22 protein-coding genes and 1 pseudogene are annotated in these 26,941 nt (G+C 66.0%); 7 read left to right on the top strand and 16 right to left on the bottom strand.

Features of this window, described 5'->3' with window-relative positions; genetic code table 11:
• Window positions 1-120: 120 nt before the first annotated feature.
• A complete protein-coding gene (locus ACSBQT_RS07740; RefSeq protein ID WP_410709442.1) occupies window positions 121-1,104 on the top strand; it encodes an Ldh family oxidoreductase in 984 nt (327 codons plus the stop codon).
• A 187-nt stretch (window positions 1,105-1,291) separates the two neighbouring features.
• Here ACSBQT_RS07740 and ACSBQT_RS07745 read toward each other — a convergent pair whose 3' ends face one another.
• The 8 genes and pseudogenes from ACSBQT_RS07745 to glyA all read right to left on the bottom strand — a co-directional run bounded on the left by ACSBQT_RS07745 (window position 1,292) and on the right by glyA (window position 9,587).
• Window positions 1,292-1,606 carry an FCD domain-containing protein gene (locus ACSBQT_RS07745; protein ID WP_435001363.1) on the bottom strand — a complete coding sequence of 105 codons (315 nt, stop codon included), beginning with the start codon at window positions 1,604-1,606 and terminating at the stop codon, window positions 1,292-1,294.
• Window positions 1,607-1,797: 191 nt separating this feature from the next.
• Window positions 1,798-1,959 (bottom strand): annotated as a pseudogene (locus ACSBQT_RS07750) (GntR family transcriptional regulator); the annotation flags it as partial.
• A gap of 157 nt (window positions 1,960-2,116) precedes the next feature.
• The gene (purU, locus tag ACSBQT_RS07755; protein WP_039211576.1) at window positions 2,117-2,971 is read right to left on the bottom strand and encodes a formyltetrahydrofolate deformylase; all 855 of its coding nucleotides are present in this window, start codon (window positions 2,969-2,971) and stop codon (window positions 2,117-2,119) included.
• 91 nt (window positions 2,972-3,062) lie between these two features.
• Window positions 3,063-3,749 carry a sarcosine oxidase subunit gamma gene (locus ACSBQT_RS07760; RefSeq protein ID WP_410709441.1) on the bottom strand — a complete coding sequence of 229 codons (687 nt, stop codon included), beginning with the start codon at window positions 3,747-3,749 and terminating at the stop codon, window positions 3,063-3,065.
• A complete protein-coding gene (locus ACSBQT_RS07765) occupies window positions 3,742-6,669 on the bottom strand; it encodes a 2Fe-2S iron-sulfur cluster-binding protein (protein ID WP_410709440.1) in 2,928 nt (975 codons plus the stop codon). The genes ACSBQT_RS07760 and ACSBQT_RS07765 overlap by 8 nt, the downstream gene beginning before the upstream one ends.
• Window positions 6,666-6,956, bottom strand: a complete 291-nt coding sequence (locus ACSBQT_RS07770) for a sarcosine oxidase subunit delta (protein WP_410709439.1) — start codon at window positions 6,954-6,956, stop codon at window positions 6,666-6,668. Before ACSBQT_RS07770 ends, ACSBQT_RS07765 begins: the two co-directional genes overlap by 4 nt.
• 22 nt (window positions 6,957-6,978) lie before the next feature.
• Complete coding sequence (locus ACSBQT_RS07775; protein ID WP_410709438.1) at window positions 6,979-8,196, bottom strand: sarcosine oxidase subunit beta family protein; 1,218 nt, start codon at window positions 8,194-8,196, stop codon at window positions 6,979-6,981.
• Window positions 8,196-9,587, bottom strand: coding sequence for a serine hydroxymethyltransferase (gene glyA, locus ACSBQT_RS07780; protein ID WP_410709437.1), 1,392 nt, complete (start codon window positions 9,585-9,587; stop codon window positions 8,196-8,198). Before glyA ends, ACSBQT_RS07775 begins: the two co-directional genes overlap by 1 nt.
• A gap of 136 nt (window positions 9,588-9,723) precedes the next feature.
• On the opposite strand from glyA, the gene ACSBQT_RS07785 reads away from it, so the two are divergent.
• The gene (locus ACSBQT_RS07785) at window positions 9,724-10,386 is read left to right on the top strand and encodes a GntR family transcriptional regulator (protein ID WP_062860491.1); all 663 of its coding nucleotides are present in this window, start codon (window positions 9,724-9,726) and stop codon (window positions 10,384-10,386) included.
• 51 nt (window positions 10,387-10,437) lie between these two features.
• Here the strand turns inward: ACSBQT_RS07785 and ACSBQT_RS07790 are convergent, their stop codons facing one another.
• From ACSBQT_RS07790 to ACSBQT_RS07815, 6 genes are all read right to left on the bottom strand, one after another.
• On the bottom strand, window positions 10,438-11,145 hold the full coding sequence (locus tag ACSBQT_RS07790; RefSeq protein ID WP_435001366.1) for an IclR family transcriptional regulator: 708 nt from the start codon (window positions 11,143-11,145) through the stop codon (window positions 10,438-10,440).
• A 28-nt stretch (window positions 11,146-11,173) separates the two neighbouring features.
• Window positions 11,174-12,427 carry an aminopeptidase P family protein gene (locus tag ACSBQT_RS07795; protein ID WP_410709435.1) on the bottom strand — a complete coding sequence of 418 codons (1,254 nt, stop codon included), beginning with the start codon at window positions 12,425-12,427 and terminating at the stop codon, window positions 11,174-11,176.
• 68 nt (window positions 12,428-12,495) lie between these two features.
• The gene (locus ACSBQT_RS07800; RefSeq protein ID WP_062860490.1) at window positions 12,496-13,845 is read right to left on the bottom strand and encodes an MFS transporter; all 1,350 of its coding nucleotides are present in this window, start codon (window positions 13,843-13,845) and stop codon (window positions 12,496-12,498) included.
• Window positions 13,846-14,099: 254 nt separating this feature from the next.
• Window positions 14,100-16,685, bottom strand: a complete 2,586-nt coding sequence (locus tag ACSBQT_RS07805) for a cytochrome b/b6 domain-containing protein (protein ID WP_410709434.1) — start codon at window positions 16,683-16,685, stop codon at window positions 14,100-14,102.
• A 1-nt stretch (window position 16,686) separates the two neighbouring features.
• Complete coding sequence (locus tag ACSBQT_RS07810) at window positions 16,687-17,664, bottom strand: electron transfer flavoprotein subunit alpha/FixB family protein (protein ID WP_139906505.1); 978 nt, start codon at window positions 17,662-17,664, stop codon at window positions 16,687-16,689.
• Between the two features lie 12 nt (window positions 17,665-17,676).
• The gene (locus tag ACSBQT_RS07815; protein ID WP_370035216.1) at window positions 17,677-18,453 is read right to left on the bottom strand and encodes an electron transfer flavoprotein subunit beta/FixA family protein; all 777 of its coding nucleotides are present in this window, start codon (window positions 18,451-18,453) and stop codon (window positions 17,677-17,679) included.
• Between the two features lie 419 nt (window positions 18,454-18,872).
• Between ACSBQT_RS07815 and ACSBQT_RS07820 the strand changes: the two genes are divergently transcribed.
• Window positions 18,873-19,328, top strand: a complete 456-nt coding sequence (locus tag ACSBQT_RS07820; RefSeq protein ID WP_410709433.1) for an Lrp/AsnC family transcriptional regulator — start codon at window positions 18,873-18,875, stop codon at window positions 19,326-19,328.
• A gap of 263 nt (window positions 19,329-19,591) precedes the next feature.
• Here ACSBQT_RS07820 and ACSBQT_RS07825 read toward each other — a convergent pair whose 3' ends face one another.
• On the bottom strand, window positions 19,592-21,541 hold the full coding sequence (locus ACSBQT_RS07825) for a hypothetical protein (RefSeq protein WP_435001369.1): 1,950 nt from the start codon (window positions 21,539-21,541) through the stop codon (window positions 19,592-19,594).
• 165 nt (window positions 21,542-21,706) lie between these two features.
• Window positions 21,707-22,324 (bottom strand): TetR/AcrR family transcriptional regulator, encoded by a 618-nt coding sequence (locus tag ACSBQT_RS07830; RefSeq protein ID WP_435001372.1) that lies wholly within the window; start codon window positions 22,322-22,324, stop codon window positions 21,707-21,709.
• A gap of 109 nt (window positions 22,325-22,433) precedes the next feature.
• On the opposite strand from ACSBQT_RS07830, the gene ACSBQT_RS07835 reads away from it, so the two are divergent.
• The 4 genes from ACSBQT_RS07835 to ACSBQT_RS07850 all read left to right on the top strand — a co-directional run bounded on the left by ACSBQT_RS07835 (window position 22,434) and on the right by ACSBQT_RS07850 (window position 26,896).
• The gene (locus tag ACSBQT_RS07835; protein ID WP_435001420.1) at window positions 22,434-22,949 is read left to right on the top strand and encodes a YqeB family protein; all 516 of its coding nucleotides are present in this window, start codon (window positions 22,434-22,436) and stop codon (window positions 22,947-22,949) included.
• 184 nt (window positions 22,950-23,133) lie between these two features.
• A complete protein-coding gene (pdhA, locus tag ACSBQT_RS07840; protein ID WP_410709431.1) occupies window positions 23,134-24,240 on the top strand; it encodes a pyruvate dehydrogenase (acetyl-transferring) E1 component subunit alpha in 1,107 nt (368 codons plus the stop codon).
• Window positions 24,237-25,355, top strand: a complete 1,119-nt coding sequence (locus ACSBQT_RS07845) for an alpha-ketoacid dehydrogenase subunit beta (RefSeq protein WP_407645292.1) — start codon at window positions 24,237-24,239, stop codon at window positions 25,353-25,355. The genes pdhA and ACSBQT_RS07845 overlap by 4 nt, the downstream gene beginning before the upstream one ends.
• Entirely contained in the window at window positions 25,355-26,896 is a 1,542-nt protein-coding gene (locus ACSBQT_RS07850) for a dihydrolipoamide acetyltransferase family protein (protein ID WP_410709430.1), read from the top strand. Before ACSBQT_RS07845 ends, ACSBQT_RS07850 begins: the two co-directional genes overlap by 1 nt.
• Window positions 26,897-26,941: the final 45 nt, after the last annotated feature.

The following is a 26,941-nucleotide window of genomic DNA, read 5'->3' on the forward strand; positions in this document are numbered from 1 at the left end:
CGTGACTGGCTGGCCCCAGAGCTGACGACCCCCAGGTGTTGCCGCGGCAGCCTGGGGGCGCTTCGTACTCACCCCGGGTCCGGCTCCAGCGCACTGCGCGAACTCCGGTAGCGTGAGGGCATGCCGGAGACTCCTGATGCCACGACCGTGTCCCTGACGATTCCCGAACTGCGTGAATTGTGCATTGCAGCGATCACCGCTGCCGGTGGGTCACCCGCGCTGGCGCAGTCTTTGGCCGAGGCGACCGTAGCTGCCGAGCGACGGGGCAAGACCGCCGTGGGCACGGCGCATCTCTTCGATTACCTCGACGGCCTCGAGGCCGGCCGCATCAACGGGCGGGCGCAGCCGAAAGTGACGAACAAACTGCCCGCAGCGCACCACGTCGACGCCGACCGCGGCACCGCGCAGCTCGCCTTCGATGCAGCCTTCGACGACTTCGCCTCGTCCGCCGAATCGCTCGGCATCTCCGTCCTCAACATCGCCAACGCCTTCACCGCCGGAGAGCTCGGCTGCTATACGACGCGGCTCGCCGAACGGGGCCCGGTGGCGTTTGCCGGGGCCAACTCACCGGCGCTGATGTCGCTGTTCGGCACACCGGGCTCGGCGACCGGAACGAACCCGTTCTCGTTCGCCGTTCCCCATACCGGTGGCCCGCGCATGTTCGATCAGGCGACCAGCGCCACCGCGTGGGTCAACGTCCGCAACGCCGCCGACCGGGGAGAGACGATCCCCGACGGATGGGCCCTCGCACCCGACGGGGCGGCCACGAACGATGCCGGGGCCGCCCTCGCCAGTTCCCTGCTGCCGTTCGGCGGGGTCAAAGGCAGCAATGTCGCGCTCATGATCGAACTCCTCGCCGTCCACGGCGGGGGCCGCTTCTCCGTCGACGCACCCGCCTTCGACTCGGGTCAGGAGAGCCCGGGCACGGGACTGTTCGTCATCGCGATCGCGGCCGATGCCTTCGACCCTGGCTATTCGCAGCGGGTCGCCGAGCATCTTGACCGGCTGTACGCACGGTTCGGCTTCGACTTCGGCCGCAAACGCAGCCTCGAGGTCGTCGAGCTGCCGGAGGAACTCCACTCGGTGCTCCTCAGCCGCGCCTGAGCTTCACCGACCGCTCGAGTTGCCGTCGACCTCGCACCGCATAACTCGGTACAGCGACGGTAACTCGAACGGTCAGTGGGCACGACCGACGCTTGAGTGCGCAGTCGGTGCGTACGTATTTGGAACAGCCAGAGCGGTCGCACCTTCCCAGAAATCGGCCGACCGGAATGGGCTCAGCGACCGGCCCTCAGGCCCCTAGACCGGCACGGATGCGGCGGACGGCGTCGTCGAAAGACTCCCCGGTCACCTCGGCGGCCGCCCCCGGATCACCGGCGTCGACGGCATCCATGAGTCGGCGCTGGTGCTTGAGCAACGGCGCCTTGGCGTCGGCCGAGATCTCCCGCCTGGCACCGACGAGTTTGTACGCCCGGCAGCGCAGCCACAGGGTCCGGATCGTCTCAACGAGGACGGGATTGCCCGAGGCGGAATATATCGTCGCGAGCAGCTCTTCGTCGTGGTCGAGATACTCTGAGGCATCGCCGGAGTCGAGAGCCGCCTCCATCGCCGCAAACTCCTCATCGAGCCGCGCCCGGCCCCCCCAACGAGCTTCTGCGCACCCTGGACCGTCGCTTCGACCTCGAGGATGCGACGCACCGAATAGATCTGCAGCAGCTCCTCGGCGGTGAATTCCTTGACCACGGCCCCGCGGTGCGGGCTGGTCTCGACGAGCCCGACCTCCTCGAGTCGGGCCAGCGACTCCCGCACGGGCATGACGCTTGTACCCAGGGACGCCGCGAGCTGGCGGATCCGCAGTCGATCTCCACTGCGATATTCGCCGGAGAGGATGCTCGCCTGCAGCGCTTCGAACACTTGGTCGCCGATGCGCGGGCCGATCTCGGTCTGGGTCTCGCTCATAGTCGACAGTCTATCCACGCCGAGGCAGCAAGCAGCCCCTTCAATGAGCTCAGTCCCACGGCGCCGTGGATACGCCGACCGCTCAGGTTGCCGTCGACCGCTCGCCGCATAACGCGGTACAGCGACGGCAACCTGAGCGGTCGGTGCGAAAGCGGTTCTAGCGCAGGACGACGGTCCTCTTGCCCGAGAGGAACACACGTCCGTCGCAGTGCCACTTCACGGCATTGGACAGCGCCTTGCATTCTGCGTCGCGACCGGCGGCCACGAGGTCCTCGGGAGTGAAGGCATGGTCGACCTCGACGAGCTGCTGAGCGATGATCGGCCCCTCGTCGAGTTCGGAGTTGACGAAGTGCGCGGTCGCCCCGACGGTCTTCACTCCGCGCTCCCACGCCTGGTGGTAGGGCTTCGCGCCCTTGAAGGACGGCAGGAACGAGTGGTGGATGTTGATGGCCCGTCCTGTGAGCTCGCGGGCGAGGTCGTCGGAGAGGATCTGCATATAGCGGGCGAGCACCACGAGGTCGACCTCGAAGCGGTCGACGAGTTCGAGCAGCTTCGCCTCGGCCTCGGGCTTCGTCTCCTTCGTCACGGGGATCCGGAAGAAGGGGATGTGGTGCCATTCGACGAGCTCACGATGGTCAGGGTGGTTCGACACGACTGCGGCGATCTCGATCGGCAGCTCGCCGACCCGGGCGCGGAAGAGCAGGTCGTTGAGGCAGTGCTCGAACTTCGAGACCATGATGAGCACCCGCCGCTTCTGCCCCTGCGGCCACAGCTGCCAAGTCGCTCCGAACTCCTCGCCGATCGCTTCGAAGTCGGTCCGCAGAGCCTCGACACCATTGCCGGGCTCGTCGGAGACGCTGAAGTCGATGCGCAGGAACAGCTGCTGGGTCGACTGGTCGTCGAACTGTTTGAGTTCCTTGATGTCTCCGCCGTGGGTGAGCAGGGCACCGGTCACGGCATGCGTGATTCCGGGGCGCTCGGCGCATTCGAGGGTGAAGATGTAGTCCTGCATGTCCGTATCTTTCTGTCTGTGGGGCGAAGTCCCGGTGTCCCAGTCTGCCGCATAATGGCGATCGGCATCGGCACGGTCGACCGGTCGTAGCTCATTCGGTGAGGAACTCCGCCATTCCGTCGAGCAGCCAGCGGACCGTGAAGTCCGCGAAGCTCGCCCGCGGGTAGACGCGGTAGGTGTCCTCACCGCTGTGATGGAGGATGACCGGGACGGGTCCCAACGCGGTGACGATCGCCGTGCCGACTCCGAAGGCGCGGGGGTGGAGATCGGCGCGGCAGCTCTTCTCGAGCACCTCGCGGGCCTTCTCCCCCGTCAGTTCGAGGATCGTCCGGTTGGCAGAGAGATCGACGGCCTGTCCGGGCAGTCCCTCGAGTCCCGCCTCTGCGACGATCGTCTCGCCGGGCTGCTGGCAGCGGGAGACGTCGACGGCAAGGAATTCGTCGGGGCTCAGCCACAGCACGTGCTGAGCCGCCGGATCACCGGTGACTTCACCGACGCCGCGGGGCAGGCGCAGGCCGAACGTGTCCTCGAGCGACTTCCATGATGCGGAATCCGGCTGTGCCCGCAGGCCGATCTGCACGGTGAAGGGCAGTTCGCGCAAGCCCACGCTGCGGCCGCCCGCCGCGCTCGCCTCGGACATCAGCCCGGCCAGGTGCGCGGCCGGAGAGACCCGCAGGTCATCGAGTCCGCTCGACCCGGTGCCCGCGTGGGCGGCCTGCGTCTCAGCGGTCGAGAGGGACTGTGCCGTCGAACGGGTGGAATAGGTGGTGTCAGCCATCGCGGCGGTTTCCTTCCGGATCGTAGAAGACGGGCGAGGTGATCTCGACGTCGACGAGGGTGTCGCCGAAGGGGGACTTGACGATCTCTCCTTCGCGGTTGCGGCCGTTCTCGACGAGTGCGAGTCCGAACGGCCGGTCGAGGCTCGGCGAGATATAGGACGAGGTGACGTGTCCGATCATCGGCACCGGTCCGTCCTCCGGTGTGACGGGGGTGCCCGCAGCGATGAGCTGGGCGCCCTCGGCGAGGCGGGTCGTGCCGTCGACGGGCAGCACCCCGACGAGGTGCTTGCGGTCCTCCCGTGACGTGTCGGCCCGGGAGTAGGAGCGTTTGCCGATGAAGTCCTTGACCTTCGACACGATCCATTCCATGCCCGCGTCCTGAGGGGTGACGGTGCCGTCGGTGTCCTGGCCGACGATGATGAAGCCCTTCTCGGCACGCAGCACGTGCATGACCTCGGTGCCGTAGGGGGTGATGTCGAACTCGGCGCCCGCCTCGGCGACGGCTTCCCAGACTGCCAGCCCGTAGAACGTGTCGACGTTGATCTCGAAGGCGAGCTCGCCGGAGAACGAGATCCGGCAGATGCGGGCGGGAATGCCGTTCGCCAGGGTGGTCTCGCGGAAGCCCATGAACTCGAAGGCGTCGTTCGACACGTCGAGGTTCGGGGCGAGCTTGGCGATGACGTCGCGGGACCGGGGTCCGGCCACGGCGACGGTCGACCACTGTTCGGTCACCGAGGTGAAGACGACGTCGAGGTCGGGCCATTCGGTCTGATGCCATTCCTCGAGCCATTCGAGGACGGTCGCCGCCCCACCGGTCGTCGTCGTCATGTAGTAGCGGTCCTCGGCCACGCGCAGGGTCACACCGTCGTCGAAGACCATTCCGTCGGGCTTGCACATCAGCCCATACCGACCCTTGCCGACCCCCAGCTTCTTGAAGCCGTTCGTGTAGATCTGGCCGAGGAACTCCCCGGCGTCCTTCCCGCGGATCTCGATCTTGCCGAGCGTCGAGGCGTCCTGGAAGCCGACGGATTCGCGCACGGCCTTGCCCTCGCGCAGCACCGCCGCCTCCATGTCCTCACCCGGCTTCGGGTAGTACCAGGGACGCTTCCACTGCCCGACGTCTTCGAACTCGGCACCGTGGGCGACGTGCCAGGAGTGGATCGAGGTGACCCGAGCCGGGTCGAAGAGCTCGCCCTTGCGCCGTCCGGCCAGTGCCGCGAAGGGCACCGGGGCGAAGGGGGCGCGGAAGGTCGTGTGCCCGACCTGTCCGAGGTCGTCGGCCTTCCCCAGCACCGAGGCGATCGCGCCGATCGCGTTGACCGCTGAGGTCTTGCCCTGATCGTTCGCCGTCGAGATCGAGGTGTAGCGCTTGATGTGTTCGACCGAGCGCATGCCCGCGCCCATCGCCCGCTGCACGTCGGCGACGGTCTGGTCACGCTGGAAGTCGATGAAGTGAGTGCTCAGGTTCTGGTGGTCGTCCTGCGCCGACGTGACCAGCCACAGTGGACGGGCCGGAGCATAGGCCATCGCTGAGACGGCGGGCACAGCGAGCGCGGCCGGGAAGCCGGTGCGGTTCGCCGCTTGGTTCCCCGCCTCGGCGCCCTGCCGCAGAGCCGCTTCGAGCGAGTAGTCCCCGGTCACTGCTCCGACCGTGAACTGGTCGCGCACGGGCGTCGTCGGCACGAAGGCCGCGATGTCGCCGTTCCAGTGGATTGTGCCCTTGCGCTGACCGTGCAGGTGGATGACCGGCGAATGTCCGCCGGAGACCGCGAGCAGGTCGACGGGAATGCTCTCACCGTTTTCGGCTGCGACGCCGTCGTCGTCGAGTCCGGCGACAGTGATGGCGCTGACCCGTCCGGCGGGTCCGTCACCGGCGGTGCCGGTGACGGCGGAGCCGAGGATGAGACGGGTGCCCGTGGCGGTGGTGACGGATTCGGCGATCGCCGAGGCTGAGGTGCGGGAATCGATCACCGCAGGGACGGTGATGCCTGCCGCGTGGAGGTCGGTGACGAGGTCATAGGCGGAGTCGTTCGTCGTCGCCACGGCCACGTTCTGCCCGGCGGCCACACCGTAGCGGCCGAGGTAGGTGCGCACGGCCGAAGCGAGCATGATGCCGGGACGGTCGTTGTCGGCGAAGACGATCGGACGGTCATGCGCACCGGTGGCGAGCACGACCTGACCGGCACGGACGTGCCAGACCTTCTGACGCACTCCACGACCACCGACAGCCGCGACGGCGTCGGTGCGGTCTTCGAGGGCGACGAAGTAGTTCGAGTCGTAGCTGCCGAAGACGGTGGTGTTCTTCACGTAGGTGAGCTCTTCGTGCGCGGCGAATCCGGCGACGGTGGACTCGACCCAGGCGAGGGCGTCGACGTCGTCGATGGTTTCGGCCGTGGCCGGTCCCGCCGCGAGCAGCGAGCCGCCGGGCCGGGACTGATCGTCGAGGAGCAGGGTGCGGGCTCCGGACTTGCCGGCTTCCCGGGCGGCGGCGAGTCCGGCCGGGCCGGCGCCGACGATGAGAACGTCGGTGTGCACGTGCTTGTGCTCGTAGGTGAGTTCGTCCTGGCCGGGGTCGAGGATGCCGAGTCCGGCGAGGTAGTCGGCCTCGAGCCCTTCGGCGATGGCGACGCGGGTGGCAGGCAGCATCGACTCGGAGACGTCTCCGGGGAAGCGGGAGTGCACGCGGACGAGCGCATTGGACTCCTCGACGCCGGCGCCGAGGATGCCGCGAGCACGTCCCAGGTAGGTCGAGTTGCCGCAGTCGATGCGGCCGGCGGCGATCAGCGCACTGGCGATCGTGTCACCGTCGAAGCCCGAGTATGTCTGTCCGTCGACGGTGAAGTCGATCGGGCGGGTGGTGTCGATGCCGGTGGCAGAGGGCAGTCGAGACGCGGAGTGCAGTCGGGTGGTGTTCGTCATCGAACCTCTCCTTGGGTGTCGGGACGGGGTGAGCCGATCGGGTAGATCGCGGCGAAGTCGTAGGTGGCCGTATTGCGGATGGCGTTGAACCACTTTCGGCAGCCGGCGCTGTGGCTCCACATCTCAGCAAAGGCACCGCGGTTGTTCTCACGGTAGAAGAGGTACTCGCCCCATTCTTTGTCGGTCAGGGCGTACGGGTCTTCAGGGTAGGGAACGTGCGCCTGTCCGCCGTAGTGGAATTCGGTTTCGTCGCGTGGCCCGCAGTTCGGGCAGTGGATGAGCAGCATGTCGGTGTCTCTTTCCTTCCGCTCAGTGAGCCACGGCTGCGGCGCCGTGTTCGTCGATGAGGTGACCGGTTTCGAAGCGGTCGAGGGCGAATGGGGCGTTGAGCGGGTGGGGTTCGTCGTTCGCAATGGTGTGGGCGTAGGTGAAGCCCGCCGCCGGGGTGCCTTTGAAGCCGCCGGTGCCCCAGCCGCAGTTGGCGTAGAGTCCTTGGACTTCCGTCTTCGACACGATCGGTGAGGCGTCGAGGGTGACGTCGACGTTGCCGCCCCAGGTGCGCAGCACATGGGCGCGGGCGAAGATCGGGAACAGTTCGACCGCGGCGGCCAGCTGCTCCTCGATGACGTGGAAGCCGCCTCGTTGACCGTAGCCGTTGTAGGAGTCGACGCCGGCGCCCATGACGAGTTCGCCCTTGTGCGCTTGGGAGACGTAGACGTGGACGTGGTTGGACATGACCACGGTCGGGTGCACGGGTTCGAAGAGTTCGGAGACTAGGGCCTGCAGCGGGTGGGTCTGGATCGGCAGGCGGATCCCGGCCATGTCGGCGAGCACCGAGGAGTCGCCGGCCACGGCCAGAGCGACCTTCTCGGTGGCGATCGGTCCGCGGTTCGTCTGCACACCGACGACCTGATTGCCGATGCGTTCGATGCCGGTGACTTCGCAGTTCTGGATGATGTCGACGCCCATTTCGTCGGCCTTGCGGGCGAAGGCCCAGGCGACGTGGTCGTGCTTGGCGATGCCGGCGCGCGGCTGATACGTCCCGCCCATCACGGGGTAGCGCAGCTCGTCGCCGATGTTGATGATCGGGCAGACTTCCTTGACCTGTTTCGGATCGAGCCATTCGGCGTCGACGCCGTTGAGCTTGTTCGCGTTCACCCGGCGCTGAGATTCGCGGACGTCCTGGAGGGTGTGGGCGAGGTTGAGCACTCCGCGCTGGGAGAAGAGGAAATCGTACTCGAGCTCTTCGGGCAACTGTTCCCAGAGCTTGAGGGACTTCTCGTAGATCGCGGCGGATTCGTCCCACAGGTAGTTCGATCGGATGATCGTCGTGTTGCGGGCCATGTTGCCCCCGGCGAGCCAGCCCCTCTCGAGAATGGCGATGTTCGTCATTCCGTGGTTCTTCGCCAGATAGTAGGCGGTGGCCAGGCCGTGTCCGCCGCCGCCGACGATGACGGCTTCATAGGACTTCTTCGGCTCCGGGTTGCGCCACAGGAAGTCGGGGTGTTCGGGAAGCTGGTCAGCCATCAGCGTGCTCCGATCTCGGTGAGTGTGGGGTACAGGGGGTGGTCGTTCGCCAGTCGGGTGACGCGTTCGCTCAGTTCGGCGATGATCTCCGGGCTGGCTCCGTTGTCGTCCGTGCCGGCCTTGAGCACCTCGGCGATGATGTCGGCTGCCTCGGCGAATGCTCCACTGCCGAATCCGCGGCTGGCGAGCGCCGGGGTGCCGATCCGCAGACCGGAGGTGACCATCGGCGGTCGAGGGTCGTCGGGGACGGCGTTGCGGTTGACGGTGATGCCGATCTGGGCGAGCAGATCTTCGGCCTGGGCTCCGTCGAGGGTCGAGTTGCGCAGATCGACGAGGACGAGGTGGACGTCGGTGCCGCCGGTGAGGACGGAGATTCCGCGTTCGGCGACGTCGTCTTCGGTCAGGCGGCGGGCGAGTTCGCCGGCGCCGGCCAGGGTCCGCTTCTGCTTGTCGACGAAGGTGTCGGTGGCGGCCAAGCCGAAGGCCACGGCCTTGCCGGCGATGACGTGTTCGAGGGGTCCGCCCTGTTGTCCGGGGAAGACGGCGGAATTGATCTTCTTCGCGATGTCCGCGTCATTGGTGAGGATGATGCCGCCTCGGGGGCCGCCGAGGGTCTTGTGCGTCGTCGACGACACGACGTGGGCGTGCGGGACCGGTGAGGGGTGAAGCCCGGCGGCGACGAGTCCGGCGAAGTGGGCCATGTCGACCATGAGGTAGGCACCGACCGCGTCGGCGATGCGGCGGAACTCGGCGAAGTCGAGCTGACGGGTGTAGGCCGACCAGCCTGCGACGATGAGCTTCGGCTGGTTCTCGTGGGCGAGGCGTTCGACCTCGGCCATGTCGACGCGTCCGGTCTCGGGGTCGAGGCCGTAGGGGACGATCGAGTAGAGGCGGCCGGAGAAGTTGATCTTCATTCCGTGGGTGAGGTGGCCGCCGTGGGCGAGGTTGAGGCCGAGGACGGTGTCGTCGGGACGGATGAGGGCGTGCATGACCGAGGCGTTGGCCTGGGCGCCGGAGTGCGGCTGGACGTTTGCGTATGCGGCTCCGAAGAGTGATTTGACGCGGTCGATGGCGATGCGTTCGATCTCGTCGACGTGTTCACAGCCGCCGTAGTAGCGGCGGCCCGGGTAGCCCTCGGCGTACTTGTTCGTGAGCACCGACCCTTGAGCTTCCATGACGGCCGAGGCGGTGTGGTTCTCCGAGGCGATCATCTCCAGGCCCTCGCGCTGCCGGGCCAGTTCGGCGTCGATGAATCCGGCGACCTGCGGATCGAGTTCAGCGATCGAGGTGCTCAGTTCGACGGGTTCACGGCTGGGGAAGGCCCCAGCGGAAGCGCCCGTCGGGGCACTGGCCGTGCCGGCTTCGGCGGGGTTTGCGAGTTGCTCTGTCATGGATCTCCTTCGACCTGTTGCGATCAGTCCTTCCCGGCTGATCGGCAACTAATATATCAGGTGCGTTCCTGTAGTGTATGCAGAGAATTCCAGCCGACGCAATACATCTGCCGCAGAGATTATGGGGAGTCTTCGCATGAGCACATCCGCCGACGCGACGTCGCCGACGACGTCCTTGGCGAATCACGCCTATGAGATCCTGCGGCACCGGCTCATCATGCTCGACATCGCTCCGGGCGATCCGATCAACGAGGCGGCCCTCAGTGCCGAACTCGAGGTCGGCCGCACGCCGATCCGCGAGGCCCTCAAGCGCCTCGAGCGCGATCACCTCGTCGTGTCCTACCCGCGGCGCGGCACCTTCGCCACCAATGTCGATCTCACCGACCTATCGACGATCTCAGAGATGCGGGAGGCCCTCGAGCCCATCGCCGCCAGGCGCGCGGCTCGCAACCTCACGCCGGAGCGTCGCGCGGATTTCACGGCAGCGATCGCCGGTCTCAAGGCACTCGAGGCGACCGACGAGCAGCGGACCCTCATGGAACGCGATCTCGATGTCCACCGCCTCATCTACAGCTCGGTGGACAATCCGCACCTATCGGAGACCCTCATCCGCCTCGACGATCTGGCCACGCGCATCTGGTGCCTCGTCATCCCGGGGATCCCGGATCTCGTCACTCACATCCGCGAGCACATCGATCTGCTTGAGGCGATCCTCGACGGGGACGAACAGACCGTGGCCGCCCGCGCCGCCGAGCACGTCCGCGAGTTCGACAAGACCGTCCGCGCCACCTTGCGCTGAGCCCAGCCAGAACTGGACCCGCGCTTCACGGTCCCGTCATCGCACACAGATTCAGAGTCGCCGCCGCCCTGAACCACCGAGGCGCAGCGAGACCCGCTCCGCCGCCTGAACGCAGTGTTCGCCGAGCTCGGCGATGCGGGTCGCATCGGTGCGGAACTTCGGTGCGGCGATGAGGACGGCCGCGACCACTTCACCGCGATGGTCGTGCACGGGTGCGGCGATGCCGACCTCGTGCGGAGAGGTCTCGGCATCGTTGAGTGCATAGCGGGGACCGCCGGTGCGATCCGGGCCGTCGCCGGCGTCGCAGAACACCTTCACCGAGGCACTTCCCTCCGTCCGATATCGCGACCCCAGACTGGACGTATGCTTGACCGGCTCGGGACTTGGAACCTGTTCGACGGTGACCGCCTCGGCGCCGTCCCACACCATCAGCGCACTCGTCTCGGAAGTGGCCCGCGTGAGTGCCTGCAGGATGGGATACGCTGCCCTGCGAACATCAAGATCGGCCAACAGAGGGCCCGCGATCGCGATGATTCCCAGACCCAGCCGATACCGCCTGGACGGCGCCTGTTCGACGATCCCCTCCTGCTCGAGCGAGGCGAGAATCCGCGACACCGAACTCTTGTGCAGCCCCACGCGCGGTGCGATCTCGGTGACACCGAGCTCCTGCCGGTCCGGCGCGAAACAGCGCAGGATGGCGACGGTGTTTTCGATGACCGAGGCACCGCGGCGTGGGTTGTCAGGCGATTGTCGGGACATGGTGCGAGTATATTCGCCAGCCGGTGCCTCAGGCCGGAATGATGTTGTGTTCGGCCCCGAACGGGAACTTCGTGATGTCCTCGGAACCGCTTTCCCCGACGACGACGATGTCATGTTCGCGGTAACCGCCGGCACCCGGCTGCCCCTCGGGAATGGTGATCATCGGCTCCATGGAGATGACCATTCCCGGCTCGATGACGGTCTCGATGTCTTCTCTCAGTTCAAGCCCGGCCTCACGCCCGTAGTAGTGGCTGAGCACTCCGAATGAGTGTCCGTACCCGAAGGTGCGGTTTTCGAAGAGTCCGTGCTCGAAGTAGATCTCATTGAGTTCGGCGGCGATGTCCTTGCACACAGCTCCGGGCTTGATGAGTTCGATTCCGCGCTTGTGCACTTCGACGTTGACGTTCCACAGCTCGAGCGACCGAGCGTCGGGCTCTCCGTAGAAGAGTGTGCGCTCCAGCGCGGTGTAATAGCCGGTCGGCATGGCGAAGCAGTTGAGGCTGAGGATGTCACCTTTTCGGATCTTGCGGGTCGTCGCCCAATTGTGCGCGCCATCGGTGTTGATACCCGATTGGAACCACACCCAGGTATCACGGATTTCCTGGTCAGGGAACGTCCTAGCGATCTCATGAGTCATCGCCTCAGTGCCGATGAGCGCGAGTTCGTACTCGCTGATGCCTTCGGTGATGGCGGCCTTGATCGCCTCACCGCCGAGGTCGCCGATTCGAGCGCTGTGCTTGATCACCTCGATCTCCTCGGGTGACTTGATCATCCGCTGGCGCATCGACTCCTTCGAGATGTCGACGAGTTCCGTTGCAGGGAAGGCATCTTGGAGCCTGTTGCGATTCTCGAGGGGCAGGTTGTCGTCTTCGACGCCGAGACGGCGCGGGTTTCCGATTCCGCGCTGACGCAGGCCCTCCTGGATCGCGTAGTAGTAGTTGTCACGACGCCAATCCGTGTACACGATGTTCTCCCCGTAGCTGGTTCGCCACGGCATGCCTGCATCGATATTCGCGGTGATCGTCACCGTGTCGTCGGCCGTGACGACCATGGCATATGAGCGACCGAAGTAGGTGAAGAGGAAGTCCGAGTAGTACTTGATGTTGTGATAAGAGGTGAGGACCACTGCGTCGAGCTCCTTCTCGGCCATAATGGCGCGCAGTCCGGTCAGTCTCCGCTCCATCTCCCCATCGGAGAAGGTCAGCGGTGTCTTGGACCCGTTGTGGAGGACCTTGAGCCGCTCAAGGTCAGCGACGGAGGCGTTGTCAGCAAAGGTGGTCATGGGTTTCTCCTATTCGTTCGACACCGCCATCTCGGTGCCGCGGCGGTGTGGTGGGGTTCTGGACGACTTCAGACGTCGCGCAGAGGCTTATGGAAGGTCTCCTTGGCGCAGATGACTGCACCGAGACAGATTGCGGCCGCAGCCATGAGGTACCAACCGGGGGCAAGATGCGAATTGGTCAGGCCGATGAGCAGAGTGGCCATAAAAGGTGCGGTGCCGCCGAACAGGGCGTTCGACACGTTGAAGCTCACGGCAAACCCGGTGTACCGGATACGTGTCGGGAACATCTCGGCAAGGAAGCTCGGCAGAGTGCCGTCGTTGAGGGTGAGCATGGCTCCGAGTCCGATCTCGACAAGGACGACGAGGGTGAAGCTGCCGGCGTCCAGCAGCATGAAGGCCGGCACCGTGAGGACGATGAAAGTGACTGACGCGATGATGAGCATCCTTTTGCGACCGAACCGATCCGAGGCCAGACCGGTGAGCAGGATGAAACCGATATAGGTGACGAGAGCGATGGTGGTGGCGAGGAATGATTCAGCAGCCCCGTAGCCGAGCTCGGTCGTGAGATAGGTGGGCATATAGGTCAGGACGACATAGAACCCGACGGCGTTGAGCAGCACTGCGCACATCGAGATGACCAGGGGCCGCCAGTGGTCCCGGAACATGGCGAAGACCGGGGCTTTGATCACTTCATCCTGCTGAGCGAGTTCACGGAATGCCGGCGTGTCCTCGAGTCGGGTTCGGATATAGCGGCCGATCAGTCCCATGGGCGCGGCAAGGAAGAATGGGAGCCTCCAACCCCAGCTCTCCAGCTGTCCATCGCTCAGCGTCGACGAGAGGACTGCGGCGAGCACCGATCCCAATAGCAATCCGGTGGCGGTGCTGGCGGGAACCACTGCCGCGTACAGTCCGCGTCGCCGCGGTGGTGCGTATTCAACGAGGAACGCCGAGGCCCCCGCATATTCGCCTGCCGCAGAGAATCCTTGGACGAGGCGGACGACGAGCAGCAGCACCGGAGCGAGGAAGCCGGCGACCGCGAAGCTCGGCAGCAGACCGATCGCAAAGGTCGAGACAGACATGATGAGAATCGAGACGGACAGCGCGGAACGTCGTCCGATCTTGTCTCCGATATGACCCCAGATGAAGCCGCCGATGGGGCGGACGACGAAGGAGACGGCGAAGACCGCAAAGGTGGACAGAAGCGCGAGATTGCCTTCGGACTCAGGGAAGAAGACGATCGCAATGGTCGTCGCAAAATACCCGTAGACGCCGTAGTCGAACCATTCGACGAAGTTGCCGACGAAACTGGCGGAGACGACGCGCCGCAGCGTCCGCTTCTGCTCGATATTCGGCTGCGCGGTCGCCGACGCATCTGATTTCACAGCGTCGTTGTCCTCTGGAGCGAGGTCGGACTTCATTGTCTTCTCCATCGTTGTGAACGGTGACAACGCGGTGTTGCATTCTTTACAACTGCGTTGCGTTTAAGGTTATTGTGTCCCGATCACCCGGTCAAGAGATTTCTGCTCAGAACTGCGCGCAATCGGAAAGCGGCAGGCGAAAGGCCCTGCCGGACTGCATGTCCGACCGGGCCTTGGAACTGTACTCACCGACACAGCGAAGCCCCGCACGACCATTCGATCGTGCGGGGCTTCGCTGATGCGTCCGGTGTCGCCTACCTGCTCGAGACGCGTCCGAAGAGATTCGCGATCGGGGCCAGCAGCAGCGGCCTGGCGGCGAACCAACCGGCCACGACCACGACCATCGCGATGAGGAACCAGACGAGTCCGGCCCAACCGAGCATCTCGGTACCCGCGAACATGTAGCCAAGGTTGTGCCGCAGTCCGGTCGTGAACACGAGGAACACGTGGACGAGGATGAAGAACACGAAGAACAGCATCGTCGGGAAGTGGATCGCCCGCGCCAGCGGCGCCGGGTAGATCTTGTTCAGCGTCGTGGCGTTCTTCGGCCACCATTCGCTCATCCGCACACCCGTGATCGCGGCCAGCGGGGCGGCGATGAACACGATGATGAAGTACATCAGCTGCTGGAGAGCGTTGTAGTTGACCCACGCATCTTCCATCGGCCATTCCATCGTTCCGTACTGCAGCGCCGCCGACAGCGCGTTCGGGAAGACTTCCCAACTGGTCGGCACGATGCGTGCCCAGTGCCCGGAGACGAAGAGCAGCACGACGAAGACCACACCATTGGCCAGCCACAGCAGATCGAGGCTCGTGTGCAGCCAGAGGTTGATGCTGATCTTCTTTCCACCCTTCTTCGGGGTGTAGAACGCCGGCGGCTTCTGCTGGTGACGCACCTGCAGACCCGAACGGATGATGAGCACCATGAAGAAGATGTTGAGGAAGTGCGTCCACCGCACCCAGCCCGGGAAGCCGGGATCGACGAATTCCGGGATGTGGTATTCGCCCGGGTAGCGCTCGAGGAACTCCGGCACACCCGGCAGTGTCGTGACACCGCGAGCGGCGAGGATGAGGATCCCGGCCACGACGATGAGTCCGCCGAGTCCCAGCCCGACGATCTTCGACCACTGTCCCAGCGACTTCGAACCGATCATGACCGGTTCCTTCTTCGCTGCAGGCTTCGCCGAGGCGGCGCTGCCCGAACCGGACGATGTGGCCTTCGCCGCCGGTGCCGTCTTCGCGGCCGGCTTGTCCGCGGTGCGAGCCGCAGCCTTGTCGTCGGCCTTCGCAGCGGGCTTGGCCATCGGTTTGCGCTGAGCGGCCTTGTCCGTGGTCTTCGCCGCGGGCTTCGCCATCGGTTTGCGCTGAGCGGGCTTCTTCTCGGCTCCGCCGGAAGACTTGTCCGACGCCGAGGCGGCTCCCGCTGCTGCGGCACCTGCGCCGGCGGCGGCTCCCGCACCTGCGGCTGCCGCGCCGGCACCGACGCCGCCGATTCCGGTGCGCCGCCCCTGGGGCTTCTTCTCAGCGGAATCGTCCTCGGCCTTGGCGGCCGGCTTCGATTCCTGCTTCGCGGCTTCGCCGGACTGTGTGGCCTCGGCAGGCTTGTCTGCCTCGGCAGATGCGGCATCGGTCGACGTGGCGCCGGCGGCCTTCTCTTCAGCCGGAGCCGAAGCGGCGGCCGAGCCTGCGGCAGGTTTAGCAGCGTGCGCTGGAGCAAAGCCTTCCGGGGGCCAGGGGTCTCCCCCGGCGGTGCGGGGCAGTCCGCGGCGCAACGGTACATCGGAGAGTTCTCCGGAGCCCGAGCCGTTCGCAGCTGCTGCAGCCACACCGGCACCGGCAACGCCAGCACCAGCTACGGCGGCCGCCGCAGGAGCAGCGGACGAGGACTCGGAAGCGGAATCGGCTGACGTTTCAGCCGAAGGTGTTTCGGCAGAGTCGGCCTGAGCAGCGGATTCCTCCGCAGTGCTCTCGGCAGGAGCGGATGCAGCCGCTGCCGGAGCAGCAGCGACAGCGGATCCACCTGCGGCCTTGACACCGGCGGGCGCTAAGCCTTCCGGCGGCCAAGGATCTCCACCGGCAACACGCGGCAGACCACGGCGCAGTGGAACCTCGGCGGCAGGAGCCGATTCGGCAGCGGGAGCATCAGTGGCGGCAGGTTCTGCCGCAGCCGACTCATCGTCCGAACCGGAAGCGCCGACGGCAGCGCCAGCAGCCACTCCGGCACCAGCCGTCGCTGCAGCTGCAGCCGGGGCGGCCGAGGACTGTTCGTCCGATTCAGCTGACGCGACAGGAGCAGCTGAGGCACCGGTGGCCTTCACTCCGGCCGGAGCAAGACCTTCCGGCGGCCAGGGCTCTCCGCCCTCGACGCGCGGCAGTCCACGGCGCAGAGGCACTTCGGCCGCGGGAGCGGCGTCGGCCTCGGGCTCACCGGCAGGAGTCGAGTCAGCCGACTCACCCGCGTCATCGGCACCGGCTGCGGCAACACCCGCAGCACCAGCGGCGACACCGGCAGCGCCGACGCCCGCCGCAACAGCGGCACCCGACGAAGATTCGTCAGCCGATTCATCGACCGAATCCTCAGCCGCGTCCTCAACGGAGTCCTCAGTTGGCTCCTCCGCTTCAGCGGAAGCCTCTGCCCCCGTCGATTCCTCGGCGTCGGTCACATCGGACTCGGCCGCCTCGGCGGGGGAACCTTCATCCAGTTCCTCCGTCTCGGCAGTCTCCGGCAGCCATGACGCGCCCTCTTCCAAGGGTTCACCGATGGTGCCCTCCGGGGGCCAGGGGTCTCCGCCTTCGACCCGGGGCAGACCCGAGCGCAGCGAACTGGAATAGGTTGCCATATCAGGACTTGTTCTCGTTCAGTGATTCGATGGCCTGGGGAACGACCTTGAACAGGTCGCCGACGACGCCGAAATCAGCGATGTCGAAGATCGGGGCTTCAGCGTCCTTGTTGACCGCGACGATGGTCTTCGAGGTCTGCATGCCGGCCTTGTGCTGAATCGCGCCGGAGATGCCGAGAGCCACGTAGAGCTGCGGGGACACCGACACACCGGTCTGGCCGACCTGGTGCGACTGGGCGATGTAGCCGGCGTCGACGGCCGCACGGGAGGCACCGACGGCTGCACCGAGGGTGTCGGCGAATTCGCCGACGAGCTCAAAGGACTCCTCCGAACCGACGCCGCGACCACCGGAGACGACCTTCTGCGCACCGCGCAGTTCGGGACGCGAGGAGGTTTCGACGACGGCTTCGAACGAATCGATCGCCGCCGAGCGCTTACCGGAATCGGCGACCTCCAGGGCCTGCGTGTTCGCGGACTGCGCTTCGGCGCGAGCCTCGATCGAGCCCAGGCGCACGGTGACGATGGGGGCACCGAAAGTCGGGGCCGAGGAGGCGGTGTAGCCGCCGCCGTAGACGGAGTGGTTGGCCACAATGCCCTCGGAATCGCGTTCGAGTCCGGTGGCGTCGACGGACACAGCCGATCCGCTGCGCACAGCGTAGCGACCGGCGATGTCGCGACCGTCGAGAGTATTGGGCACGAGCACGGCGTCGGGAGCAGTGAGCTCCGCGGCTGCGGCGACGGCGTCGACGGCCGCGGTGCCGAGGTTGCCCTCGGTGGCTGCGGCGGTCAGGGTTGCCACGGCGCCGAGTTCGGCGGCCTTCTCGGCAGCGGCGTCGGCGCTGCCGGCAGCGAGCACGAGGGCGACGGGCGAGCCGATCTCAGCGGCTCCGCCGAGCAGTTCGGCGGCCGGCTTCTCCAGCTGGCCTTCGGCATCGGCGGTGAGGACGACGAGAATGGAGTCCTGCGGGAATTCTGACATGTGCGATTCTCCTTAGGCCAGACGGTTCTTGGTGAGGTATTCGGCGAGTTCGACTCCGCCATTGCCTTCGTCGACGACCTTCTCGCCGGCTTCGCGCGGCGGCTTCTCGGCGACGGTGACCATGATCGAGCGGGCCACGGACTGGTCCTCAGCATCGATGTCGACATCGGACAGGCTGATGACCTCGAAGGGCTTCTTCTTCGCCGCCATGATGCCCTTGAAGTTCGGGAATCGGGCCTCGGGAAGCGCCTCGGTGATGGAGATGACGGCGGGCAGCTCGGCCGAGACCTGCTGCTTGCCGCCCTCGACCGCGCGGGTGCCGGAGACCTTGCCGTCGCCCAGTTCGACGGTCGTCAGGCCGGTCACGTGCGGGTAGTCGAGGTGCTCGGCGAGCATCGCCGGCATCATGCCGCCGTTGCCGTCGGTGGAGACGTTGCCGGTCACGACGAGGTCGAACTCACCGCGGCGCAGAGCGGCGGCGAGCACCTCGGCGGTCAGACCCAGATCCGCACCGGCCAAGCCTTCATCGGCCACGTGCACGGCATTGTCGGCACCCATGGCCAGACCCTTGCGGATCGTCGCAGTCGCGGTATCGGGCGCCATCGAGATGACGGTCACCTCGGTGTCGCCGTCGGAGTCCTTCTGCGTCAGGGCGACCTCGAGGGCACGCTCACCGATCTCATCGAGGACGGCTTCCGAGGCGCCACGATCGGCGAGCCCGGTTTCCAAGTTCAACTTGCGGTCGCCGTACGTATCCGGGACCTCTTTGACCAACACCGCGATCTTCAAGGATGACTCCTTAGGTTCGTGAAGCAGTTCCAGCTGCGTGAGACTTTCGTCTCATAATCTACAGGTGGCTGATTTCCGTCCGTTGACCGGGTCCGGGTTAGAACCGATCATGTCCATCACCCATGGTACGTGGTAGGCACCACAGATATCTCCGTAACTGTACGAACGATCGACAGAATTTGTCCAGTGCATCGGACTCCGCAACCATGCGGACTTTCCTCGTCGAGGCGGTTCCCCTGTCGTCGACGACGGGACCTCGACGCAGGGTCATCCCCTCGCCGAGGCGGGGCCCTAGAATGGGAAGCAGACCGACCAGTCCTCCCGGTGGACATCGCCGCCTCTCCGCGCGAGTGCATCCGGGCAGGTTGGACGCAGAGGTCGCAGGCAAGACGCAGACAGCAACGGTGAAGGAGCGCCCCGTGGCATTCGACCTCGACGACATCGACCGCAGCATCATCGCCGCCCTCGTCGAAGACTCGCGCCTGAGCGTGCGCCAGCTGGCCGAACGCGTCCACATCTCCCGCTCCGCCGCACATAAGCGCTTCACCACCCTCATCGATTCGGGTGCGATCAGGAAATTCACCGCCGAGGTGGACCGCGAGGCCCTCGGCATGACCGTGACCGCGGTCGTCGTCGTCAAGATCGGCGAGCGCCCCTGGCCGCAGGTCCGCGATGACCTGGCCGCTCTGCCCTTCGTCGAAAAGGTCCAAGCCGTCAGCGGGGACATCGACGCCCTGGTGACGGTCAATGCCCCGGACAACACTGCACTGTCGCAGGTGATCCTCCGCCGCATCCACGAAGTCCCGGGCGTCGTGTCCTCCCGCTCGCTCCTCATCCTCGATGAGGCCGAGGGCCACCGTCCTGGCGCCGGCTGAGGACCGCGGCGCTTCCACCCGATAGGGCACTCACCCCCTGACAGAGCGAAGCCCCCGGCACCGGAATTTGTGCCGAGGGCTTCTTGACGTGAAACAGAGAAAACCGCAGGCGCCGGATCCAACACTTCAAGCTAGCGTGTCAACCGCCTTAGGAAAGATCAGCGTTGCGTAATTCTCACAGGTTAGCCTAACCCGAGGATCGTGAGTACACAACAGATCGATGGAGACTTTTTCGGTCGCGCTGCCTGTGCGGCAGTCACCGTTCAGCTGCGCGGCCCCGACAGCAGCATGAGCGCGGCGCCGGCGACGATGCGCTTGTACACCGGCTCGACGGACAGTGTGTCTCCGTCGGCCGTCAGGAGTCCGAGCTCGGTGAGCTCCTGCAGCTCGTCTGCCAAGAGCGTGACGAGCCGTTCGCCGCGCACCTCGCCGAGGTCGAGTTCGGGGCGTTCGGGTGCCGAGTCGGGAGTGAGGATCTCGATGAGGCGCTGGGCGATCGTGATCGCCGGGGCGCCGTAGTCCTCTCCGGGAACGAGGTTGATCACGTCGAGCAGCCGCTCGTAGATGAAGGCGCCGATGACCGGCAGTGCGGTATCCGCGCTCACCTCGCCCTTCTTCCACTCGTCGGCGGCGTTTCCCGGGCGGACCTTGGTGCCGGTGATCTCGGTGATCTCGGCGCTCTGCATCACGGCCCACATCGCTTCGAGGACGGGCACCTCGTCGGCGCTGCGCGCATAGTTCACGCCATGTTCGTACCGAGCGTTCGACGCGACTCCGACGGCGTTGATGCCGAACTTTCCGGCCGCCTCGGCGATATCGGCTCGCTTCACCCGTCCCGTACCGGTCAGGGGGCGGGAGTCGCCGATCCAGTCGAGAATGCCGGCCACGCCCTCGACGAGGCGGTTGTTCGGCATCGGTGCTGCGAGCTGTTCCTCGCTCAGCGCATTGGCTTCGACGGCGGCCATCAGGGCCGAAGGCAGCGGATCGGTGCGCATGCTCGCGGCCTCGGCGCGGGCCCGGGCGGCACTCCAGCGTTCGGGATTCTCGTCGGTGTCCATGCGGAAACGGAGATAGTTGTCGAGAGCTTCGAGGCTGTCGAGGAAGATCACCGTCGAAGGCGATTCGCCATCGGTCTTCTCCGCTTCCTCCTGTCCGTCGACTGCGAAGCTTTCAAGGAGATCGAGGAGGTCGTCGATCCCCTCCGGTTCGTCGATATCTGCGCGGGAGGACACGGCGATGCAGAACAGGAGATGGGCGATGTCGAAGACCTCTGAGTCCTCGTCGACATCATCGTAGGTCTCGGCCAACCAGTCGCGGAAGCGCTGGTAGAGCGGCATCTCGTAGACGGTCTTCTCGACCTCGTCCATTCGTGCATCGATGCCCTGCGGGTCAGCGTGGGGATTCGCCTGTGCACTCGCCTCGGCGCTCGATCCGCCGAGCCACTCCGGCAGGTCCTGTTCTGCAGCAGGGCCGTCCTCGGCTTCCTGGGCGTCTTGGATCACGCGGCCGGCGGAGCCGTAGGTGCCTTCAACCGGTTCAGGATAACCGTTGAGTGGCATGAGCTCGTCGACGACGTCCTGCTCCGAGACCTTGTTTCGCTTGGTCAACCGCACGACCGCGGCGGCTACGGCGAGCATGGAGCCCTCGAGGACGGGACGTCCGCTGTTGCTGGCGATGAGGCGATCGAGGCTGTCGACGACGCGGCCCTTATGTGCCAGCGCCAGGATGTCGCGGGCCACGGCACGGGACTTCTTCACCGACCACTTCGGTGCCATCACTCCGCCGAGCTTCGGTCCGTGCACGTCGTCGGTGAACCATTCGTCGAGGAGGCCCATCGCCGCCCCGGTCACCTGCGCGACGCTCGGGCTGAAGTCCTGGGGGTCAGAGGGCAGAGAAGCCACAACAGCCTCGGCGCGCTTGGTATCGCCTTCGGCGAAGGCAAGGGCGAAGGAGCGCAGCTTCCCCAGCGCCAGTCCGCGGTGGGCACCGACCGGGGTGAACAGGCGGCGGTTGTATTCCACCTGCGCCTTCTCCATGGCAGCGTGGAATTCGGCTTCCGTGAAGTCCGCATTCGGATCATCGATGTCGATTCCTTCGGCCTTGAGGAACGGCGCCAGCTCCCGCATCATCCGATCGGACATTCCGGGGTCGTGGCTGATTTTGCCGCCCGCTGCCATTCCGTGGAATTCGGGACCGTCGAAGAAAGTAGACACGCATTGCTCCTGCCGAGGATGAACTGAAGCAATAACGGTAACAAGTCAGACCTCGTCGGCCGCACAACTGCCCCGGCATGGCCCCGCGGCTTCACCGAGATCACATTTCGGGAGTCGGCGGTACCGCACTCAGCTCTGCGGGCCCGGTCGGTGTTCACGCCCTGGTCAGCGCTCAGCCCTCTGACGAGGCGTCAGGGTCTTCCGCACCGCCCTGATGGTCAACTCGAGAGACTGGGCGCGCGCGGTCCGATCGTCGACGCCGACGCTCACGCTGTAGAGGTGTCCGGAGCCGATAGTGAGGTAGACGAACGCTGCCGCCCATCCGATCGGCACTCCTTCATCGATGGACCCGTCCGCCTGCCCTCTCGCAATGACGGCCTCGAGGGGATCATCTTCGTCGCCCGCAGATTCAGCACCCGTGCTGGACTCGGCGGCCGCCTCGGCGAAGGTCTCATCGGTGATGATCGGGTTGTCAGCGAAGAGCAGGGTGAGCACATCGGGCAGAGTGAACAGCTCCGCACAGATCCGTTCGAGCGCAGCCAGCCCGGTCCCTTCGCCGGGACGGGCCTTCATGACCGCCTCACCGAATCGCCGGGCCCCGAGCCTCGCCGCCGCGCCGACGAGAGCTTCCCGTTCACCGAAATGTCGGTAAAGAGTGGTGCGGCCGACGCCGATCGACCGCGAGAGCTCGATCATCGACGCCTGAGGGTTCGCAGCAAGGTGAGTCAGTGCCTCGCTGACCAGGGCCTCTCGGCCCAATCGACGCATTCCCTGCACCGGCACAACCCCTCCCTGACTCTGCGAACGATACAGAGCAGTCTACTTGTGGAACACCTGTGTTCCACTTTGGTATCATGGAGTACCGACAACGCCTTCGAGGATCGAGCATGTGATGGATCAGCCCCCGCAGAAGAACGACTCGGCAACCCAGCAGTCCCACGCCGCTGCGAGGTTCGCCCTCAGTCGGACCGACGTCGTCGTCATCGGCCTCGTCTGCACCGGCATCGGCGTGGCTCTCGGCTTCTTCCTTCCGGCCCTCGGATCGCTTGCCGCAACATTTCCCATTCCTTTCGGGGACGTCATCGAGAAGCTCAGCCGCTTCGACCAGGCGTGGGTCGTCATCGCCCGACCGATCCTCGGCGGAGCACTCGGACTCATCGCCGCCTTCTTCATCGCCGCCTCGACGACACCCCTGGTCGTCGATGAACACGGAATCACCATCGGGCGAGACGACGACCACCCGCTGCGCATCTCCCGCGCCTCGTTTTCGACCGCGTACTTCGCCGACAGCAAGCTCGTCGTCGTCACCGAAGGCGGGCATCAGGCATTCAAGGGCGATGTCGAAGGCAAGAAGGCTGCAATCGCCGAGGCCTTCACCTCCCGCGGCTACCGGTGGGGAGAGATCTGACCGCGCGGGGAGAGATCTGAGTAGTCCGAAAACGGAGTCTGCGCCTCCCTCACCGTCCAGCCAAATGTCCACTCGGCCTGCCGGAACCGGTCCCTTCGTCCCGAGTTCGCGACACGTTTGGCCGCCCGTCCTCACCTGCGCGTCAGCCATGGAATCGTGACTCGGCTCACGCCACCATGGGGCCATGACCATTGACGTTCCCACCACAGGCCGCTCACTGCCCCAGCTGCAGCCGATCAGCTTCATCGGCGCAGATGGCCGGCTCACCGACACTCCGACCGAAGGGCTGCGGATCCCCAGCGATGCCACCCTCACCGGTCTCTACCGGCAGATGGTTCTCGTCCGCCGGTTCGAAGCGCAGGTCACGCACCTGACCCGGCAGGGTCGACTTGCGACCTACCCCTCCGCGGCAGGTCAGGAAGCCGCCGAGGTGGGGGCCACCACCGCGCTGGCCCCGAACGACTGGCTCTTCCCCACGTACCGCGACTCGGCAGCGCTGCTGACCCGCGGAGTGCCCGTCGCCGAGATCCTCGCCGCCTTCCGCGGAGAGTGGCACTGCGGTTTCGACCCGCATGAGTATCACGCCTCACCTGCGGCGACACCGCTTGCGACGCAGACTCTGCACGCCACCGGATTCGCGATGGCCGCGAAGCTCAAAGGCGAGGATGCAGCGACCCTGACCTTCCTCGGCGACGGCGCCAGCAGCGAAGGCGACACCCACGAGGCATTCAACTTCGCCTCCGTGTGGCAGACCCCGACGGTCTTCGTGCTCCAGAACAACCAGTACGCGATCTCCACTCCCCTGCGGGAGCAGACGAACGCGACGATGCTCGCCGATCGCGCCGCCGGCTACGGAATGCCGGGCCTGCGCGTCGACGGCAATGATGTCGCCGCCGTGTTCGCCGCCGTCTCGGCGGCGCTGGCGCGCGGTCGGAACGGGGACGGTCCGACCCTCATCGAGTGCCTCACCTACCGGATGGAGTCGCACACGAACTCCGACGATCCGACGAAGTACCGTGACACCGAAGAGGTCGAGCACTGGAAGCAGTTCGATCCCATCGACCGTCTCGAGAAGTATCTGCGAACGACCGGTGCCCTCGACGATGCGACAGTCGCAGAGATCGCCGAGGCAGCCGAGACCCTGGCCGCGTCCGTGCGCGATGCGATGAACCAAGAGGCCGAGGTCGACCCGCGCGAGCTCTTCGCCCACGTATATTCGACCCCGCGCACGGCCCTTGCCGAACAGCAGCAGGTCCTCGAAACCGAACTCGCCGCGGCAGGCTGCGCATGAGCGTCGAAGCGGGAACCGAACCGACCACCGACCCCACCACCGATCCGACCGCGGTGAACGACGAAACAGCCACGGCCGCCTCGGCGAAGGGCGACACCGCACCCGGCACTGCGCGGGCCCCCGAAGCCGGCCCCGCCCCGTCATCGGTGACGATGACGAAGGCCCTCAACCACGCGCTGCGCGATTCCCTGGCCGACGACGACACTGTGCTCATCTTCGGTGAGGACGTCGGCCGCCTCGGCGGGGTCTTCCGGGTCACCGAAGGACTGCGGGCCGAATTCGGGTCGAACCGCGTTTGGGATTCCCCACTTGCGGAGTCCGGCATCATCGGCACCGCAATCGGCATGGCGATGAACGGGATGCGCCCGGTCGTCGAGATGCAGTTCGACGCCTACGCCTATCCGGCGTTCGAGCAGATCGTGTCCCATGTGGCGAAGATGCGGAACCGGACGAAAGGCCGGGTCAGCCTGCCGATCACGATCCGGATTCCCTATGCCGGCGACATCGGCGGGGTCGAGCATCACTCGGATTCGTCCGAGGCCTATTGGACGTCGACGCCGGGTCTGACCGTCGTCACGCCGTCGAATCCGGCCGATGCGTATTCGCTGCTGCGGGAGTCGATCGCCTCCGACGATCCGGTCGTGTTCATGGAGCCGAAGTCGCGGTACTGGATGAAGGAGACGCTGAGCCTGCCCGTGTCCACGGCACCGATGAACCGCGCTCAGGTCATCCGCGAGGGCACCGACGCCACCCTGCTCGCCTATGGACCGACCGTGCGGACGGCGCTGGATTCCGCCGAGGCGGGAGCCGAGCACGGACTGTCCATCGAGGTCATCGACCTGCGCACGCTCTCGCCGTTCGACGACGAGACGGTGTCTCAGTCTGTGCGCAAGACCTCCCGCGCGGCGATCATCCACGAGGCCGCCCAGTTCGGCGGATACGGCGCCGAGGTGGCCGCCCGCCTCACCGAACGCAACTTCACCTATCTGTCGGCCCCGATCCTGCGGGTCACCGGGTTCGACGTGCCGTATCCGTCGCCGAAGCTCGAGGAGTTCTACTTGCCCACCATCGAACGCGTGCTCGATGCGCTCGAGTCCTGGGATTGGGAGCTGTGATGAGTGCTGATCTGAGTGCAGGTATGCGCGACACGGGTACGCGCGAGTTCATCCTTCCCGACCTCGGTGAGGGCCTCACCGAGGCGGAGCTGATCTCCTGGAAGGTCGAGATCGGCGATGAGGTCCACGTCGATCAGATGGTCGTCGAGGTCGAGTCCGCGAAGTCCGTCGTCGAGCTCCCCTGCCCGTACGCCGGACGCATCGTCAGCCTCCATGCAAACGCCGGGGACACCGTCAGTGCAGGTCAGGCGCTGCTCTCCGTCGCCGAGGCGGGGGCTGGGGCCGATGCGCCGGCGTCGGATGGTGGCGAGGCTGTAAACGCGACGGCGAGCGCAGATGGTGGACATCCCGAGTCGAGCGGTGCGAACCTCATCGGCTACGGCACCTCCGAACCGAAGACCCGCTCGACGAAGAAGCGCTCGTTCGGCGGCAAGCATGCAGCCGCACCGGTCGCGACATCCACTGCCGCACCGACTGTGGCTCCCGCGGTTCCGACCGTCATCCCAGCTGCTCCTCCGCAGCCGCCGACCGAAACGCCAGCCCCTGCCGGCGACTCTTCGACCGTTGCGACCGACCGCGTCTCCCCCGTGTCCTCACCCCTCGTGCGCAAGCTTGCGAAGGACCACGGCATCAGTGCCAAGCATCTGCCTGGCACCGGCCCCGGCGGGGTCGTGACCAGGTCCGACGTACTTGCCGCCATCGAATCTGGGGCGGGCGCAGCCGCCACACGCGTCCCCGCGGGGACGTCCCGGCCTCACATGGGGACGGAAGGCACAGCCGGCTCGGCGAGCGTGCCTGTATCCGGTATGGCCGCCACGGCGAGCGTGCCTGCCTCCATCCCCCACGCCGACCGCGATACCCGCACGCCGATCACGGGACTGCGGAAGGTCGTGTCCGAACGTCTCACGAAGTCGCGGCAGGAGATCCCCGAGGCGACGATCTGGCTCGATGTCGACGCCACCGAGCTGCTGGGCACGAAGCGCGCGCTCGAGGCGCGCACGGGTGAGAAGTATTCGCTGCTGGCCCTCGTCGCCCGCTTCGTCGTGGCCGGGTTGAAGAAGTACCCGATCATCAATTCCTCGATCGACACGACTGCCGGCGAGATCGTCACCCACGGCGACATCAACCTCGGCTTGGCCGCGCAGACCCCGCGCGGGCTCATGGTTCCCGTCGTCCACGGGGCCGGCGAGATGAGCCTGAGGCAGCTGCGCGACTCCGTGTCCGAGACCGTCGGGAAAGCCTCCTCGGGGAAGTTCGATCCGGCGGAACTCTCCGGCGGCACGTTCACCTTGAACAACTACGGGGTGTTCGGCGTCGACGGTTCGGCCCCGATCATCAACCTCCCCGAGGTGGCCATGCTCGGCCTCGGCCGGATCAAGGACCGCCCGTGGGTCGTCGACGGCGAGCTCACGGTGCGCAAGGTGATGTACCTGTCGTTCGTCTTCGACCACCGAGCGTGCGACGGTCAGGAGCCGAGCGAGTTCCTCACCTTCGTCGCCGACTGCATCGAGAACCCGATCTCGCTGCTGCCCGAGCTCTGACGAGCGAGGGCGAGCTCGCCCGTCGAGCGGCCCAGCGTCGTTCAA

The sequence above is a fragment of the Brevibacterium sp. H602 genome (assembly GCF_051172395.1).
In the GTDB taxonomy this organism is placed as follows: Bacteria; Actinomycetota; Actinomycetes; order Actinomycetales; family Brevibacteriaceae; genus Brevibacterium.